The sequence below is a fragment of the Candidatus Neomarinimicrobiota bacterium genome, from assembly GCA_018647265.1.
In the GTDB taxonomy this organism is placed as follows: Bacteria; Fidelibacterota; Marinisomatia; order Marinisomatales; family TCS55; genus TCS55.
The window spans coordinates 28,182-43,930 of sequence record JABGTK010000036.1 but is presented as its reverse complement, the minus strand read 5'-3'; the positions used below and the strand labels follow the sequence as shown (position 1 = coordinate 43,930).

Annotated in this window: 17 protein-coding genes; 16 read left to right on the top strand and 1 reads right to left on the bottom strand. The window is 37.1% G+C overall.

The window, feature by feature from the left end:
- Positions 1-19 precede the first annotated feature (19 nt).
- The 3 genes from HN459_02625 (at position 20) to HN459_02615 (ending at position 1,021) form a co-directional block, all read left to right on the top strand.
- A complete protein-coding gene (locus HN459_02625; protein MBT3478336.1) occupies positions 20-271 on the top strand; it encodes a hypothetical protein in 252 nt (83 codons plus the stop codon).
- A gap of 77 nt (positions 272-348) precedes the next feature.
- Entirely contained in the window at positions 349-624 is a 276-nt protein-coding gene (locus HN459_02620) for a hypothetical protein (GenBank protein ID MBT3478335.1), read from the top strand.
- Positions 625-700: 76 nt separating this feature from the next.
- Positions 701-1,021, top strand: coding sequence for a GIY-YIG nuclease family protein (locus HN459_02615; protein ID MBT3478334.1), 321 nt, complete (start codon positions 701-703; stop codon positions 1,019-1,021).
- 95 nt (positions 1,022-1,116) lie between these two features.
- On the opposite strand, the gene HN459_02610 is transcribed toward HN459_02615, so the two are convergent.
- Positions 1,117-1,821 carry a hypothetical protein gene (locus HN459_02610; protein ID MBT3478333.1) on the bottom strand — a complete coding sequence of 235 codons (705 nt, stop codon included), beginning with the start codon at positions 1,819-1,821 and terminating at the stop codon, positions 1,117-1,119.
- A gap of 194 nt (positions 1,822-2,015) precedes the next feature.
- On the opposite strand from HN459_02610, the gene HN459_02605 reads away from it, so the two are divergent.
- The 13 genes from HN459_02605 to HN459_02545 all read left to right on the top strand — a co-directional run bounded on the left by HN459_02605 (position 2,016) and on the right by HN459_02545 (position 15,737).
- Entirely contained in the window at positions 2,016-2,594 is a 579-nt protein-coding gene (locus HN459_02605) for a hypothetical protein (protein ID MBT3478332.1), read from the top strand.
- Positions 2,587-2,883, top strand: coding sequence for a transcriptional regulator (locus HN459_02600; GenBank protein ID MBT3478331.1), 297 nt, complete (start codon positions 2,587-2,589; stop codon positions 2,881-2,883). Before HN459_02605 ends, HN459_02600 begins: the two co-directional genes overlap by 8 nt.
- 1 nt (position 2,884) lies before the next feature.
- On the top strand, positions 2,885-5,014 hold the full coding sequence (locus tag HN459_02595) for a TonB-dependent receptor (GenBank protein ID MBT3478330.1): 2,130 nt from the start codon (positions 2,885-2,887) through the stop codon (positions 5,012-5,014).
- 89 nt (positions 5,015-5,103) lie between these two features.
- Positions 5,104-5,844: a tetratricopeptide repeat protein gene (locus HN459_02590; GenBank protein ID MBT3478329.1), complete on the top strand. Its 741-nt coding sequence runs from the start codon at positions 5,104-5,106 to the stop codon at positions 5,842-5,844.
- A gap of 594 nt (positions 5,845-6,438) precedes the next feature.
- Complete coding sequence (locus HN459_02585) at positions 6,439-7,662, top strand: aspartate aminotransferase family protein (GenBank protein ID MBT3478328.1); 1,224 nt, start codon at positions 6,439-6,441, stop codon at positions 7,660-7,662.
- A gap of 107 nt (positions 7,663-7,769) precedes the next feature.
- Positions 7,770-8,951 (top strand): hypothetical protein, encoded by a 1,182-nt coding sequence (locus tag HN459_02580; protein MBT3478327.1) that lies wholly within the window; start codon positions 7,770-7,772, stop codon positions 8,949-8,951.
- Between the two features lie 15 nt (positions 8,952-8,966).
- Positions 8,967-10,313: an OFA family MFS transporter gene (locus tag HN459_02575; protein ID MBT3478326.1), complete on the top strand. Its 1,347-nt coding sequence runs from the start codon at positions 8,967-8,969 to the stop codon at positions 10,311-10,313.
- 444 nt (positions 10,314-10,757) lie between these two features.
- A complete protein-coding gene (locus HN459_02570; GenBank protein MBT3478325.1) occupies positions 10,758-11,891 on the top strand; it encodes a 4Fe-4S dicluster domain-containing protein in 1,134 nt (377 codons plus the stop codon).
- Complete coding sequence (locus HN459_02565; protein MBT3478324.1) at positions 11,884-12,348, top strand: cyclic nucleotide-binding domain-containing protein; 465 nt, start codon at positions 11,884-11,886, stop codon at positions 12,346-12,348. Before HN459_02570 ends, HN459_02565 begins: the two co-directional genes overlap by 8 nt.
- A gap of 4 nt (positions 12,349-12,352) precedes the next feature.
- Positions 12,353-13,195 carry an FAD/NAD(P)-binding protein gene (locus tag HN459_02560; GenBank protein MBT3478323.1) on the top strand — a complete coding sequence of 281 codons (843 nt, stop codon included), beginning with the start codon at positions 12,353-12,355 and terminating at the stop codon, positions 13,193-13,195.
- On the top strand, positions 13,195-13,968 hold the full coding sequence (locus tag HN459_02555; GenBank protein ID MBT3478322.1) for an oxidoreductase: 774 nt from the start codon (positions 13,195-13,197) through the stop codon (positions 13,966-13,968). Before HN459_02560 ends, HN459_02555 begins: the two co-directional genes overlap by 1 nt.
- Positions 13,952-15,253 carry a Ni/Fe hydrogenase subunit alpha gene (locus HN459_02550; protein ID MBT3478321.1) on the top strand — a complete coding sequence of 434 codons (1,302 nt, stop codon included), beginning with the start codon at positions 13,952-13,954 and terminating at the stop codon, positions 15,251-15,253. The genes HN459_02555 and HN459_02550 overlap by 17 nt, the downstream gene beginning before the upstream one ends.
- 1 nt (position 15,254) lies before the next feature.
- The gene (locus HN459_02545) at positions 15,255-15,737 is read left to right on the top strand and encodes a hydrogenase maturation protease (GenBank protein ID MBT3478320.1); all 483 of its coding nucleotides are present in this window, start codon (positions 15,255-15,257) and stop codon (positions 15,735-15,737) included.
- The last annotated feature ends 12 nt before the right edge of the window (positions 15,738-15,749 follow it).

The following is a 15,749-nucleotide window of genomic DNA, read 5'->3' as shown; positions in this document are numbered from 1 at the left end:
TAAGGATCCTCAAGAGGTTATGCCTGGGACAAAAATGCCGGCGCCATATATTCCATCGGAAGAGCCACTTGAATCAGTGCGTGAAGCTTGGGGCAAAGATGTGGCTAAACTTCATTCTGATCCGGAAAAATTGTTAGAAGCAATTCGAGACTTTACTTGGGCTGTCTCCGGACCTACGGATGTGTCTAAAATTGTTAAGGCCCATTTGGCTAAAGAAGGTTATGGTTTTGTCATTGAAGATGACGACGGTTGGGGTGACGAAGACTGGTAAAACAAATTTTATTTTTCATATTAAAAGATATGAGAAATTATTCATAAATTTTGACAATAAATAATAGCGGAGAAATAATGAAACGAATCAAAAATAGTTTAATTCTTGGTTTCTTGTTAATTGGATTAATGGGCGTGACTTATGGATTGAATTCAACCGATTTAACTGATGCTGGTAAAAAAGAATGCACTCATGAAGCAGGAAAAGTCTGTGATAAAAAAGATGGGAATTGTGACAAGCATTCAGAAGCGAGTAAAAAAGCAGGTAAAACAACTTGTGCGAAAAAAGGTGATAAATCAACCTGTGCAATGAGTGGTAAGAAGAAAACTTGCAAAATGAAAAAGACGATTTAATCCAGTAATATATAATTGACTTAAATAAAAAAGCCCTCTTCGAATTTCGGAGAGGGCTTTTTTTATCTATTTACAAATGAAACACTATTATGTTTATGTTATTGAGCTTGATCCTGCTGTAGCGGATATTAAAAAATTCAGGTCAAAGAACCCAAATTACATGACTGGGAATGGTTGTGTATATGTGGGACAATCGTCACGAAAACCTGAAGTCCGTTTCGAACAGCATAAAGAAGGATATAAGTCGAATACTTATGCCAAACGATTTGGTCTTAAACTAAGGCCTGACTTTTATGAAAAGTATAACCCAATCCCATCCCGAAAAGATGCGGAAGCTATTGAAGAAATGTTAGGAGAGGAATTAAGAAGTCGCGGTTTTGGCGTTTGGTATAATTAAAAATTTCTATAATGCAAACCATTAGCTAAATAAAAAAAGCCTTCCCACATATTTAGTGAGAAGGCTTTTTAAAAATATAACAAATATAGAGTTATCTATTTCTTTTTCTTCGGGCGTTTGAATTCAAAGTTTACGGAAGCGGCCCCACCTTTAACAGTAACACTTTGGGTAAGGACTTTCTTTTTGAATTTTTCCTGCCAAGCAATAATTTCATATGTACCATCGGGAACATCAGAAATATTGAACGTACCATCAGCGCCAGTTACGGCAAAGTAAGGATGGTCAAATACTTGTGTATAACTTTTCATCCAAGGATGCACATCACATTTGATAACGAATACATCTTCGGCTTTATCGAAAACTGTTGAAATTTCTTTGAGTGATTTCGGCATACCTTTGTTGAATTCTCTGTTAACTTTAGGTAAAGCATGAATATTGTGCATCGTGGCATCACTGTTAAGAATCTTTACCGTTTGTCCGGTCATGACTCCCATTACATGGGGATTGTAGACACAGCCTTTCTGATCTATTGTAGCAGCAGTAGATGGTGCTTTGCCACTATAATTGACGCCTTTTATGTAAACGAGTACATTTGCCAGGTTGCCATCAGCATCAACAATAAAAGATTCGGTTCTAGCGGCTTCTTTATGTGATGCGGCACATACGGGATCTGCATCCATACGAAGGCGTTTCGCTTTCGGTGCTTTTCCTACATATTTAACTGTGCCTTTAATATCTCCCGCAAAGATAGCGGTGATTGCTACACCAGTAATTACAACTAAGTTCATTATTTTACGCATTATTAATTCTCCTGAGATTGATAAAATTATTCTGTCTAAAACAGTGCCGAAATTTAATCTATTAATAGTTTCTTTAACAAGAGACTTACTAGGGGACGCAAAATATATCCATGATAACATGGTATAATTCAAATTCAACTTTGTGCTACAAAGTACTTCGCAGTAACTTTGCGCTGAACTTATAAGGGAATATTATGGAAGAACAAATAAAGATCATTCAGGCAATGTTAGAAAAGACGCGAAGAAATTTTGCAGATAATGGCACACATTTTATCATGTGGGGATGGTTAATCTTATCCGCATGCGTGAGTCAATATATTTTTGTGTTTTTTAATCAAAGTGAATGGATTGGAATAATGTGGATTGCAATTATGATGAGCGGTGGAATATTGAGTACAATAACGGGAATACGGCAAGATAGAAAAAAAGGTGCCGTAACTTTTGCAGATCAAGCAATTGGGTCCCTATGGCTGGCTTGTGGGTTATCCATGTCTTTGATTGCATTTTTAGGCGTCCCCATGGGTATAATATCTATGAAGGCTTTAAATCCCATTATTATGATGAATATCTGGATTGGTGTTCTTGTTACCGGAAGGATTCTCGATTGGAAGCCACTTCAATGGTCAGCGCTTCTTTGGTTCGCAGGTGCTATTGTTTGTATGATGATCCATTGGCATTATCATTCACTGGTTATGGCAATTTTAATTATTCCTGGATATATCATTCCGGGGTACATATTGCGAAATAAATTTCAGTCTTCTCCGAATGCCTAAATTCGATAAACTCGATCCTGTTATTCATGCGCCTGTTCGCTTGGCGGTTATGACACTTTTATCCCAAGTGGTCAAAGCTGATTTTAATTATATCAAGGATGCTACTGAAACGACGGATGGCAATTTGAGCACTCATTTATCAAAATTGGAAAAGGTTGAATTCATTTCAATTGAAAAAAGTTTTTCCGGAAAAAAACCGCTCACTATGTGCGCAATCACAAATAAAGGGAAAAATGCTTATAGATCTTATTTAAGGTCTTTACAATCCTATTTGCAAAAGGGGAAATAAGTTGAGAAAGGCATTATTTATATTGGGATCATTATCAATTTTAATTGGTCAGGAATTATTGACCGTTGGCGGAAATGTCACTTCTGAATCCGGGGAAAAATTGACCTACGTAAATGTATATTTCATGGATACACTCGAAGGAACGATTACCGATTCGACCGGTAAATTTCTTATTAAAACTAAATTAGGTGGCACTCGAATTCTGCGGGTATCCCATATCGGTTTTGAACAGGTTGACCTTTCCGTTTTTGTTAAATCAGATATGATCTCAATTGCCGTGATTTTAGATAAAATATTTATGGAAATGGATCCGGTGACGGTAAGTGCCAGTTCTTTTACTATGGCGGATGAAGAAGGGCAAACGCTCACCACGATGGATATTGTTACAACAGCGGGTGCGTCGGCGGACATATTTCGTGCCATTCAGACTTTCCCTGGCGTGAACAGTGTGGACGAAGGGGCAGGGATGTATGTTCGTGGGGGGGATGTTTCTGAAACAACGGTCATTTTAGACCAAGCTACCCTGAGTCATCCTTATAAATATGAATCCGATACTGGCGGTTATTTCGGTATGATTTCGCCGTTTCTCCTTTCCGGAACATACTTTTCATCGGGTGGATTTTCTGCTAAATACGGAAATGTATTGTCCGGTGTTCTCGCCATGGAATCATTGGATTTACCATCACGATCCTCAGTGAATATTGGCGCCGGTTTAGCAGCATTATCTTTGGGGGGCGCATGGCTTATTGAGCCTGAAAAAATGGGGATCCAGTTTTCCGGGAATTATTCTGATACAAAATATTTATTCAAAGTAAACGGGGGTGAAGATCGTTTCAAAAAGGTTCCCATCAGCTGGGATGGCAATGTGAGCGCTGTCTATAAATACTCGGCTGTTGGACAAGTAAAACTATTTCATTATTCGAATTTGGACGAAATTGGGATCCATGTAGAAACACCTACATTTGATGGTATTATGATGAGCGAGAATAGCACGCATCTTACCAATATTCAATGGCGACATTTATTTGGAAAGGGTCTTGTTGTAAAATCCAGTTTGTCACTCAATAAGTTTAATCAAGGGATGACTATGGGAAATATCAGCCGTGAGATGGATGATTCCCTTTTGAAATGGCGGACAGATTTATCATTTACCGTTTCAGAAAATATGAAATTGAATACGGGATTCATTGGGGATGAACTAAAGACTATTCTTGCCATGACCTATCCATTAGATCAAAATGATTTGAGTGAAACGGCTGAAACAGGCACCTTTGATATTAATTATAAAACGCGCCATTTTGGTTTTTATGCGGAAGCAGAAATGAACCTGACGCGGCGATTATTTTCAACCATTGGACTTCGATCGGACGTGTTGGCTAATCCACGGCAGACAGAAATTGATCCGCGTATTTCCCTGAATTACAGATTATCAGATACACAGTTTTTAAAAGTGGCATCTGGTATTTATCATCAATATCCCCAAGCGCAGTATCGAGATGAATGGAATGGAAATCCGCAGCTGAAATCTATGCAGGCTACCCATGCCATCTTGGGTTACGAGTATAAAGCGGAGATTACTAACTTAAAGGTGGAGTTGTATCAGAAGAATTATTCAAATCTCGTTTTGGAAGATTCAGTCGCCAATTTCACCAATGCTGGAAAAGGATACGCTTATGGCGCGGACGTATTTTTGAAAGGCAATTTGCCAATTATTTCTGGTTGGGTATCATACAGCTATTTACAATCGGAACGAAAAGAGTTGGCCCATTTGAAATTGTCACCGACAGATTATGACATAAATCACAATTTAACCGCAGCACTGAAGATGAATATTGCTTCAGTGAATTCGTTGGGCTTAACATACAAATACACAACGGGAAAGCCTTACACGCCTGCAAAGGATGAATGGAATTCAGCGCGTCTCTCTACCATGCAAAGATTAGATCTTTCTATGAGTCGGGTATACTTTTTTGGCGGCGCAAAAATGTTGGTAATCTATGGGGCTATCTCCAATGTTTTAGATAAACAAAATGTTTATGGATATATCTATTCACCTGATTATTCGGAGCGGACAGAATTGAAAAGTACCCACGGTCGAAATGTCTATTTCGGTTTTTCACTCAATTTATAAAAAACCAAAAGTCTTCATGTGGTTAGTTAATAAATATCGTAAATACATGAAGCCCCCATCACTTAATCACTTTTTAAAAGGAAAATGAAATGAAAAAAACAATCTTAATCCTAATGTTATCCTTTGGTTTTTCACAAGCCGTAGATGACTATATAATCATTGGAAAAGAAAAAATAGAATTGGCTATTCAGAATTGGAATGAGCAAGAAATGCTTGGAGCGCGAGCTCATTTTGAACGAGCATTATCTCTTAACACGAATACATGGTTGCTTCATTATTACATCGCTTATTGCGACAACCAATTGGTGAATTTGTCTATGAGTAAACATGATAAGTCTCAAGTTAAAAAATACGCGAATGACGGTTTGGATCATTTGGAAGATGCGGTAGAAGAGAAGCCCGATTTTGCTGAAGCCTATGCGATGATGTCTTCACTCTATGGTACGAAGATAGCGGTTATGCCCTGGGCTGCATTTTGGTATGGTCCAAAGTCTGGGCGACTCATGGAGAAAGCCATGGCACTCGAACCGGACAATCCCAGAATCAACTTAATCAACGGTATTTCTATGAAATTCACACCAAAACAATTTGGCGGTGGTGTTGCCAGTGCAAAGCTATATTTGAATAAAGCTGCAGAATTATTTATAACAGATTCACCAAAACCCATCCAGCCAAATTGGGGACACAGTGATACCTATACTTGGTTAGGTATTATTGAGTTAGAAGATGGAAATAAAGAAGGCGCCAAAGACCATTTCGAAAAAGCATTGATAATAAACCCCAATAATTCAAGGGTTAAAAATCAATTGATGCCGTCAATAAAAAATTGAATGAGCTCAATTTATTATTTTTAAATAGAGATACATAATTAGACTAAAACTAATACAGGAATAAAATATCTTAAATACTTGATTTGTTATATATTTTTATATTAATATAGGACAAGCATATCCTATTAGATGGATCGAATTAATAATTGTCAATCTTTTACAAATTGAAGGTTCCTTTTGCACCTAAGGATGTTTTAGAACAAGGTGTGCTTAAAAAGGTTTTTCGAGCGGGGGATAAAAGCGTGGCGAGATTTTTTTCGAAGTTGAATAACTGAACATGGGTACTAACGGAATGTTCCTCAACCTAAAGGGTTTTAGTTAGAACAAGTTTTTTAAAAATTTCAATTTGGGAAGGATTAATTGACCCAAATATTAATAATTGGCTATGACACTCGATATGAAATGGTGGATTGCTAGCAAAATACCTTTTCGATTGTTTGTGTCCCTCCTTTTGGTTGCCTACAATGAGTACAAACGCAATCAATTTGAAAAGGGAAAAAATGCGATCGCATTTACCCTAATTCAAAAACATCGAGTGTCATTAGGCCATTCCTAATTAATAATGTGTAAAAAACTTTATCTGATCTATTTGTAATGTATTGGCCAGAAAAATCCTTTGATGAATTAAAATCCACAGTATTGAAAGCTTTGGATCAAAATTCAAGTTTTTATGACAACAATATTCTGGGATTACCAGCAACTTATCTTGATCCAAAAATATTCCCATCTGACGCAGATTTCCTTGAGAATGCACCTTATATCAGGTCATTTATTGAGAACCCAAATCATATAGGACTTCATACTTACGATAAATCATTGCCATCATTTAAAGGCACTCAGCAGATTGAATTAGAGTTGCTTCGGATTTGTGGTGAAGAAATATTTAGAGCAAAGCACAATACTCTTGATGGCTATATTGCTCCAGGTGGAACGGAATGTAATATACAGGCTATTTGGATTTATCGTGATTATTATAAAAATATTCTAAACGCGAAAAATGATGAAATTGTAGTATTGTTTTCAGAGGATACTCATTATTCTCTGTATAAAGCTTGCAATATTTTACAACTGAATTATAACATTTTAAATGTTGATTTCAACAGCAGGAAGATTGACCTTCAAAAACTGGATAGTCAATTGATAAAAATGAAAAGTGATGGTATTAAATATTTTATCACTGTGTTAAATATGGGCACTACCATGTTTGGTTCAGTTGATTGTATAGGTGAGATTACTGACCTTTATAAATCCAGGAATATCCAATATAAAATTCATATTGATGCTGCATTCGGAGGATTTATTTATCCATTTACCAATCCTAATAGCACATTCAATTTTGAAAATCCATATATTGATTCTGTTTCAGTAGATGGCCATAAAATGTTACAAGCACCTTATGGTACAGGAATTTTTCTTATTAGAAAAGGGTTGATAGATAATGTGATGACAAAAGAGGCCAGTTATATTGAGGGACTAGACCATACACTTTGCGGATCTCGTTCTGGGGCAAATGCTATTGCCACTTGGATGATTTTAAATATACATGGGTCTAAAGGATTAAAAAATCATATGCAGAAATTCATCAAAAAAACAGATTACTTATGCAAAAAATTAGAAGCCTTAAATATTCGATATTTTAGGAACAGTTTCATGAATATTGTTGCAATTCGATCTGAGGATATTTCTCAAAGTATTTGTGAGAAATACACCTTAGTTCCAGACACTCATTCAGGTTCACCCAAATGGTGGAAGATTGTGGTTATGGAACATGTGAATTGGAAATTGATCGATAAATTTATTGAAAGTATTAAACCATAGAAAATTATATGGAGTTAATTGTGAAAAAGATAATATTAGAAAAAATATGGCTTGTTGTGAGGGATGGTTTTTGGAGCTTGCCCATTTTATAATTAATGGTAATCAAGATGCGAAAAATACTTATTATCTTTTTGTTAATAAGTTCAGCATTAACAGGAACGACTTTAAAATATGGCGGTTTCATCCGCTTTGATACTTTTTATAACTCACGTCAAATTGTAGCTTCGCGAGAATGTCATTTTTATTTATACCCGAAAACTGTTGCGAATGATGAAACTAATTGGGATGAGAATAGCATTCCCATGTTTAATATGACATCATTTCAAACGCGATTGGGTTTGACTATATTACCTGAAAAATATGGCAATTATTCTATAAGTGGAAAAGTTGAAGGCGACTTTTTTGGAACAACAAATGGATTAGAAAATATTGTCCGATTACGTCATGCATTTATAAAAATATCTAAGGCTTCTACCCAAATTTTGTTGGGGCAATATTGGAGTCCATTATTTACGGTTGAAGTATATCCAGGTGTTTTAAATTTTAATACAGGTGCACCCATTCAACCTTTTGCGAGATTCCCGCAAATATCATTATATAAAAATTTATTAGAAAAACTTCAATTAAAACTTTCAATAACTATGCAACGGGATGCCTATCAAGAAATTTTAGGAAAATCGATACAACAACGAGCAGGAATCCCCGCAATTCATCTTCATTCTGTATATCAATATTCATCCGGATTGGTGGGACTGGGGTGGACGCAAAAATCGCTCCGGCCAGAAAAAGTTATTATTAATGAGACCGCTTTTACGGTCTATGGAAAAACTGAATTTGATGCTTTTAAAATTAAATATAAATATGTATCTGGGACGGATTTGTCTGATCATCTTATGATGGGTGGACTGGCTAAAATAACAAATTTTGATTCAAGTACAACGTATTTAGGAACCCGTGTCTCAAGCTATTGGATTGATCTTGAATTTAATTATAAATCATTCATGACTGGATTATTTACTGGTTTCACTTTGAATCAAGGAATTGATGACCATGAGGACCAAATGAATTCTTATATGTTTTATGCGAGATCACCTGAAATTGAAAAAGTGGCTAGAATAAGTCCAAGGTTAATTTGGAAAAATAAAAATCTTCACTTTGGATTAGAGTATGATATAACTCTCGTATTATATACATCTGAGTTTGATTCACATTTAAAGCCATTGGCTAATACAAGCGATGAGCCTGTTTTAAATCACCGAATATTATTTGCAAGCTATTTAACATTTTAATGATTGGAGACTATGATGAATATAATATTAACAGAAAATAGATGGCTCGTAGTTGTGGGTGCTATTATGATTCAATTGGCTTTAGGTGCTATTTATGCATGGAGTGTGTTTACGAAAATAATTACAGATCCAAGTGGACTTTATCAGTTTTCGGCACGCGAAGCAGCACTTATTTTTTCGGCAGGATTGGCAACATTTGCGTTTGTTATGATTCTTGCAGGGCGCTTACAAGCCTTGTACGGTCCGAGAAAAATTGCAATATTAGGTGGGATTTTATTAGGTGCAGGCTATATGATGGGTGGCTTTTTTGGGTCGACATTTTTTATGCAATTTTTGTTTATCGGCGTTTTTGGGGGAGCTGGCATTGGTTTTGCCTATGTCGTTCCTATCGCAGTCGGAGTAAAATGGTTTCCAGATAAAAAAGGCATGATTACAGGATTGGCCGTGGCAGGATTTGGTTTTGGTGCCACGATTTGGGTAAAAATGGCGGATTCATGGTTTGGAGGACTTTTAAATACAGTTTCCCTTTTTGATTTATCTAATGTGCAAAGTGTATTTCTGATTTATGGAATAATATTTACAGCTTTGGTTTTATTAGGAAGTCTTGTCATGGTGAACCCGCCGGAAGGATATGTGCCAGCAGGATGGTCCACACATTCCAATGAGCATACACAGGGTGAATCTATGAACCTTTCTTCTTATGAGATGTTGCGAACTCATCAGTTTTATCTAATTTGGATGACATTCATATTTTCTGCTTTATCTGGATTGATGGTTATTTATTGTATTCGTTTATTTGGCACGGATGCTCTGGCATATCACAATGTGAATAATCCGGGACTAGTGGCAGGAACAGCTATGGCGTGGTATGCCATCTTTAATGGACTCGGACGAATTGTTTGGGGAGTTGTCTCTGATAAAATTGGTCGACGAATCACCATCATCATTTTAACGGCCATTCAGGGTATAATTATGTTTATGGTATATCATGTGTTTATCGTCTATGCATCAGAATTTGGGTTTATCATATCAGCATCGATTATTGGATTTAATTTTGGTGGAAATTTTGCATTATTTCCTGCAATTACTGCAGATTATTTTGGAAATAAAAATGTAGGGACTAATTATGGTTGGGTCTTTTCGGCCTACGGAATCGCAGGAATAGTGGGACCCTATTTGGCCGGATATTTCAAAGATTCAGCCCAATCCACAACAGATCCATCTGTCTGGATGGTTCCGTTTATCATTGCCGGTGTCTCGTGCATAATGGGGTCAATAATCATGGTAAAATGCAAGCCGATTGTATTAAAAAATAAAATTAAAAACATCAAGAACAATCCAGTATTCTCGTCGACAAATTAGATGATTTCATTTAAACTTGCAAATAGGATAAGATTATCCTATTTTCAGATAGCTGGATTGCCTACTTTAGGAAAAAGATCTTTAAATCGTGGAGATTTGAAATGAAAAAGATCGATTTTAAAACGGAACTAATGCATTTATATAATTCATCTGGTAAACAGGTGATAAAAGCATATGTAACCCCAATATATTTTCTTATAATTGATGGGAACGGTAATTCAAAAACATCTCCTGAATTTCAACATGTTATCAAATCTTTGTCTTCTTTATCCTATTTGTTGAAATTTGCCATTTACAAACAAAATACCCGAAGCGATTCAATAGTAATACCGCTAGAATTTTTTGGATGGCCCCATAAAATATATTTAAGTACCCCACGACATGATGTATCGGAAAGATTAAAAAGGGTTACACGAAAATTGATGAAATCTAAAGGGAGACTCAATGGAAATTAAAGTACTTCAACATGATTTATTGGATGAGCTATTTAACGCAATTACAATAAATAATTATACCCTTATTGGCCCCACGGAAAAAGAAGGTGTGATTTCTTACGAACCCATCCAAAAGGCAGATGAATTACCTAAAGGCCTAATTGATCATCAAAGTCCAGGGAAATATGTTGCTCAACAGACGGATTCCAGTCGATTTTTCGGCTATACCATTTCACCCTATTCTTGGAAAAAATATTTATTTCCACCAGTTCAAACTATTTTTAAAGTATCTAAGGGTGAAAAAGAATATTCCATTCATAGTTCAGAAGAACAGCCCAGCTATGCCTTTATTGGTGTTCGGGGATGCGAAATGGCCGCTATTTCTATACAAGATAAAGTCTTTATGGGTGGCACTTATATTGATCCTGCTTATAAAAAAAGACGAGAACAAGCCCTTATTATAACTGTGGAATGTTTTAATACATGCGAAACATGCTTTTGTGATTCTGTTGGTTCCGGTCCAGAAATTCAAAATGGAAGCGATATCATTCTCACTGAAATTGTGAATGAAGGGGAACACTTTTTCTTGGTGCGATCTGAGACAATAAAAGGTCAGATTATTCTAAACCAAATTAATATGAAAGATGCGACCCAAAATCAAGTAATCGTTAAGGATGCTCAATTAGAAAGAGTTCGGTCTCAATTAAAAAGAAAAATAAAAACAACGGGACTCAAATCAAAATTATTAGACCATCCAAATCATCCACGCTGGAGTGATGTGGCCGAACGGTGTATGTCTTGTTCCAATTGTACCATGGTGTGTCCAACATGTTTTTGCATGACTGTAGAAGATGTAAATGATTTGGACGGAAATTCCGAAAGACAACAAAAATGGGACTCGTGTTTTACGTCGGAGTTTACATACATCCATGGTGGAAACACCCGAGCATCCACCTTATCTAGGTATCGTCAATGGGTCACTCACAAATTTGCATCATGGGAAGATCAATTCGATTCACTAGGATGTGTAGGATGTGGCCGGTGTATCACTTGGTGCCCATCTAAAATCGATATTACAGAAGAACTGGCCGCTTTATCACAGTCACCTGAAACCTATACACAGGGAAAAACATCTCATGACTGACCGCATTACAAAACATTTATCAGAACATATGATTTTTAAAGGGCTACCTTTTACAACGATTTCCGATTTAATTGGCTGTGCATCAGAAAAATCATTTTCTAAAGGTGAAACAATTTTTTTGGAAGGAGAAGAAGCCAACTATTGTCACATTTTATTAACAGGTGCTGTTGATTTATCTATTCATACTCATAACCGTGGACCGATTATTATACAATCTTTACAAGCAAAAGAGGTGTTGGGTTGGTCATGGCTTTTTTCGCCTTTTATCTGGCAATTTGATGCCATGGCAAAAAAAGATACGAAATCTATCAGACTGGATGGGAAATGTATTCGAAAAAAATGCGATGAAAATCCTGAGCTAGGATATGAACTCATGAGAAGATTTTCTCGCATCCTTCAAAACCGTCTTATAGCAACCCGATTACAACTGGTGGATATTTATGGAAAATCAAACTGAATTAATGAAGGGATTCTCACCTGAAACTCCCATGATACCCACATTTTTGCGGGTTAAGGAGAAAATTCAAGAAACCCATGATACCTGGACTCTTGTTCTCGAGAATCTGAATGGGGCACGCATAGGAAAATTTTCTCCCGGACAATTCAATATGTTGTATGCAGTGGGGGTTGGAGAAATTCCAATTTCAATAAGTGGCGATTGTCATAATCAAGACACTTTGATTCATACCATCCGAGATGTGGGAAATGTATCCCATGCGTTATGCCAATTAAATGCAGAAAATATGGTTGGTGTTCGGGGACCTTTTGGCTCTGTTTGGCCCATGGAAAAAATGAAGGGGAAAGATGTTATCATTGTGGGCGGTGGTATTGGACTTGCGCCTTTACGTCCTGCCATTTATCATGTCTTAAATCACAGGAATGATTTTAATCGTTTGGCTGTAGCTTATGGTGCAAGAGCACCAAAAGAGATATTATTTCCAAAGCAAATTATGGATTGGCGGAGTCATTTAGATCTTCAAATTCGGATTACCGTTGATGTCGCAGATCAAAACTGGCATGGACAAGTAGGTGTTGTAACCACTCTTATTCCCCGTCTGAATATTGATCCTGAAAATGGTGCCGCATTGGTATGTGGCCCCGAAGTCATGATCCGGTTTGTAACACGGGAATTATTAAAATTTGGCATACCGGCAGATCAGATTTGGATTTCTATGGAGCGAAATATGAAATGTGGTATTGGGTTGTGCGGCCATTGTCAATTGGGTCCAGAATTTATTTGTAAAGATGGCCCTGTTTTTAATTACACCGAAGCGGAACGCTTCTTTAGAGTCAAGGAGTTGTGATGGCAAACGATCGACCTAAACTTGCCGTTTGGAAATTTGCATCTTGCGATGGTTGTCAATTATCATTGCTAGATTGTGAAGATGAATTACTGGCGGTATCCCAAGCTGTACACATTGCTAATTTCCCAGAAGCATCTCGAGAAGTGGTGCCCGGACCTTACGAAATATCTTTAGTTGAAGGCTCGGTTACCACACCCCATGATGCTGAACGTATTAAAGAAATTAGAGAAATATCAGATCTTGTCATTACGATTGGTGCATGCGCAACATCAGGTGGTATTCAAGCATTACGGAATTTTTCTGACGTAAAAGAGTTCACCAATATTGTGTATGCGAATCCACAATTCATTGATACGCTGGATCAGTCCCACCCCATTTCCGATTATATAAATGTAGATTTTGAATTAAGGGGTTGCCCAATTGATAAGTATCAATTATTGGAAGTTGTCATTTCACTCTTATCTGGAAAGCGCCCAAATATTCCCACACATTCAGTTTGCATGGATTGCAAATTAAAATTAAATACGTGCGTACTCGTTGCAGGGAATGAACCATGTCTTGGACCCGTAACTCAAGCCGGTTGCGGGGCAATTTGCCCATCCTTTAATCGGGGGTGTTATGGCTGCTTTGGTCCGCAAGATTCTGCCAATACAGATTCCATGACCGAAATTTGGCAAAACTTGGGGGTGGAAAATGAAACAATATTACAAGCCTTTCGGGGATTTAACGGATTTTTAGAACCATTTAAAAGTGCAGGTGAACGTCTTGAGTAATACTAAAACGATTAAAGTCGATTATCTCGCCCGTGTTGAAGGCGAAGGTGCATTATTCATCAAAATTAAAGATAATAAATTAGAAGAATGTCAATTGAAAATTTTTGAGCCGCCGCGATTTTTCGAAGCTTTTCTTCGTGGCCGGCAATTCACTGAAGCACCGGATATTGCGGCGCGGATTTGTGGAATTTGCCCGATCGCCTATATCATGAGTTCTATTCATGCAATGGAACAAATCTTGGGTATTGAAGTTGGTGGTCAACTTCGAGAATTGCGACGGCTCATTTATTGTGGTGAATGGATTGAAAGCCATGTGCTTCACGTTTTTATGTTACATGCACCCGATTTTCTGGGTTATCAGGATGCCATTCAATTGGCTGGCGATAAACCAGAATTGGTAAAAATGGCGCTCAGACTCAAAAAAGCTGGAAATGAAATTGTGCGTCTATTGGGTGGTCGTGAAATACACCCCATTAATAATAAAGTAGGTGGGTTTTATAAAGTGCCAGACAAGAAGGACTTTTCTAATTTATTGGAAGAATTAAAATGGGCTAGAGATGCATCCATAGAAGCAGTGAAAGTGGCCAACTCACTCCCATGTCCAGATTTTGATCAGGATTATGAATTTGTCTCACTCCATCATCCAGATGAATATCCATTCAATGAAGGTCGGATAATTTCAAATCGTGGTTTGGATATTGATATAAAGGATTACGAAAACCATTTTGAAGAAATTCATGTAGCTCATTCTAATGCTCTTCAATCTGTTCATAAAAATCACGGTAATTATTTGGTCGGTCCCCTTGCTCGATACAATTTGAATTATAATCAATTATCCGATTTGACTAAACAGGTGGCCGTGGATAATGGATATGATCGACAGGTGATTAATCCATTTCAGAGTATTGTGGTTCGATCTTTAGAAACAGTATATGCTTTTGATGAAGCAATCCGTATTATTGAAAATTACGAAAAACCAGCCAAAGCATCCGTTGAGTATGAGATCCAAGCCGGTGTAGGATATGGATGTACAGAAGCACCCCGCGGTAGTTTGTATCATCGATATGAGATTGATGAACAGGGTATTATTAAGACGGCAAAAATTGTGCCACCCACGGCACAAAATCAGAGTCGGATTGAAGAAGATTTATCCAATTTCATTCCCAAATTTATTCATTTGGATGATGACGATCTCACTTGGAAATGTGAACAAGCTGTCCGGAATTATGATCCATGTATTTCTTGTGCCACTCACTTTTTAAAACTAGATATACAAAGGAATTAATTTGGAAAAATCAATTTTAGTTATTGGGGTCGGCAGCCCCTATCGAAGTGATGATTCTGTAGGATTAAGTGTGTTGAAAACTTTGCGAATGGGTCCGCCAGAACAAGTGCATCTTATGGAACGGTCTGGCGAAGGGTCAGACATTATGGACGTGTGGAAAAAATATCAGCACGTTTTTTTGGTAGATGCGGTTCAGTCCGGCAAAGCGCCGGGCACCATTCATCGTATTTTTGCAAATCAAGAAAAAGTCCCTACGGACTTTTTTCATTATTCAACACATGCATTTGGTGTAGCAGAAGCGGTTGAAATGGCGCGAGTCTTGGGTGAATTGCCAAAAAGCTTAATTATTTATGGGATTGAAGGTGAACAATTTGGTATAGGAAAAGATATTTCAAAACATGTTCAAATATCTGCAGATAAAGTGACAGGAATGTTGTTGAAAGATATTCAAAAAATATTAACCGGCAATCCAACTTATGCATGAAATGACTCTATT

Excerpts from the sequence above, each read along its gene's own strand:
- HN459_02625 (MBT3478336.1), top strand. The coding sequence starts at position 20 with ATGCCTGGGACAAAAATGCCGGCGCCATATATTCCATCGGAAGAGCCA.
- HN459_02580 (MBT3478327.1), top strand. The coding sequence starts at position 7,770 with ATGCGAAAAATACTTATTATCTTTTTGTTAATAAGTTCAGCATTAACA.
- HN459_02570 (MBT3478325.1), top strand. The coding sequence starts at position 10,758 with ATGGAAATTAAAGTACTTCAACATGATTTATTGGATGAGCTATTTAAC.
- HN459_02605 (MBT3478332.1), top strand. The coding sequence starts at position 2,016 with ATGGAAGAACAAATAAAGATCATTCAGGCAATGTTAGAAAAGACGCGA.
- HN459_02610 (MBT3478333.1), bottom strand. The coding sequence starts at position 1,821 with ATGCGTAAAATAATGAACTTAGTTGTAATTACTGGTGTAGCAATCACC.
- HN459_02585 (MBT3478328.1), top strand. The coding sequence starts at position 6,439 with ATGTATTGGCCAGAAAAATCCTTTGATGAATTAAAATCCACAGTATTG.
- HN459_02555 (MBT3478322.1), top strand. The coding sequence starts at position 13,195 with ATGGCAAACGATCGACCTAAACTTGCCGTTTGGAAATTTGCATCTTGC.
- HN459_02620 (MBT3478335.1), top strand. The coding sequence starts at position 349 with ATGAAACGAATCAAAAATAGTTTAATTCTTGGTTTCTTGTTAATTGGA.
- HN459_02600 (MBT3478331.1), top strand. The coding sequence starts at position 2,587 with ATGCCTAAATTCGATAAACTCGATCCTGTTATTCATGCGCCTGTTCGC.
- HN459_02560 (MBT3478323.1), top strand. The coding sequence starts at position 12,353 with ATGAAGGGATTCTCACCTGAAACTCCCATGATACCCACATTTTTGCGG.
- HN459_02590 (MBT3478329.1), top strand. The coding sequence starts at position 5,104 with ATGAAAAAAACAATCTTAATCCTAATGTTATCCTTTGGTTTTTCACAA.
- HN459_02615 (MBT3478334.1), top strand. The coding sequence starts at position 701 with ATGAAACACTATTATGTTTATGTTATTGAGCTTGATCCTGCTGTAGCG.
- HN459_02575 (MBT3478326.1), top strand. The coding sequence starts at position 8,967 with ATGAATATAATATTAACAGAAAATAGATGGCTCGTAGTTGTGGGTGCT.
- HN459_02565 (MBT3478324.1), top strand. The coding sequence starts at position 11,884 with ATGACTGACCGCATTACAAAACATTTATCAGAACATATGATTTTTAAA.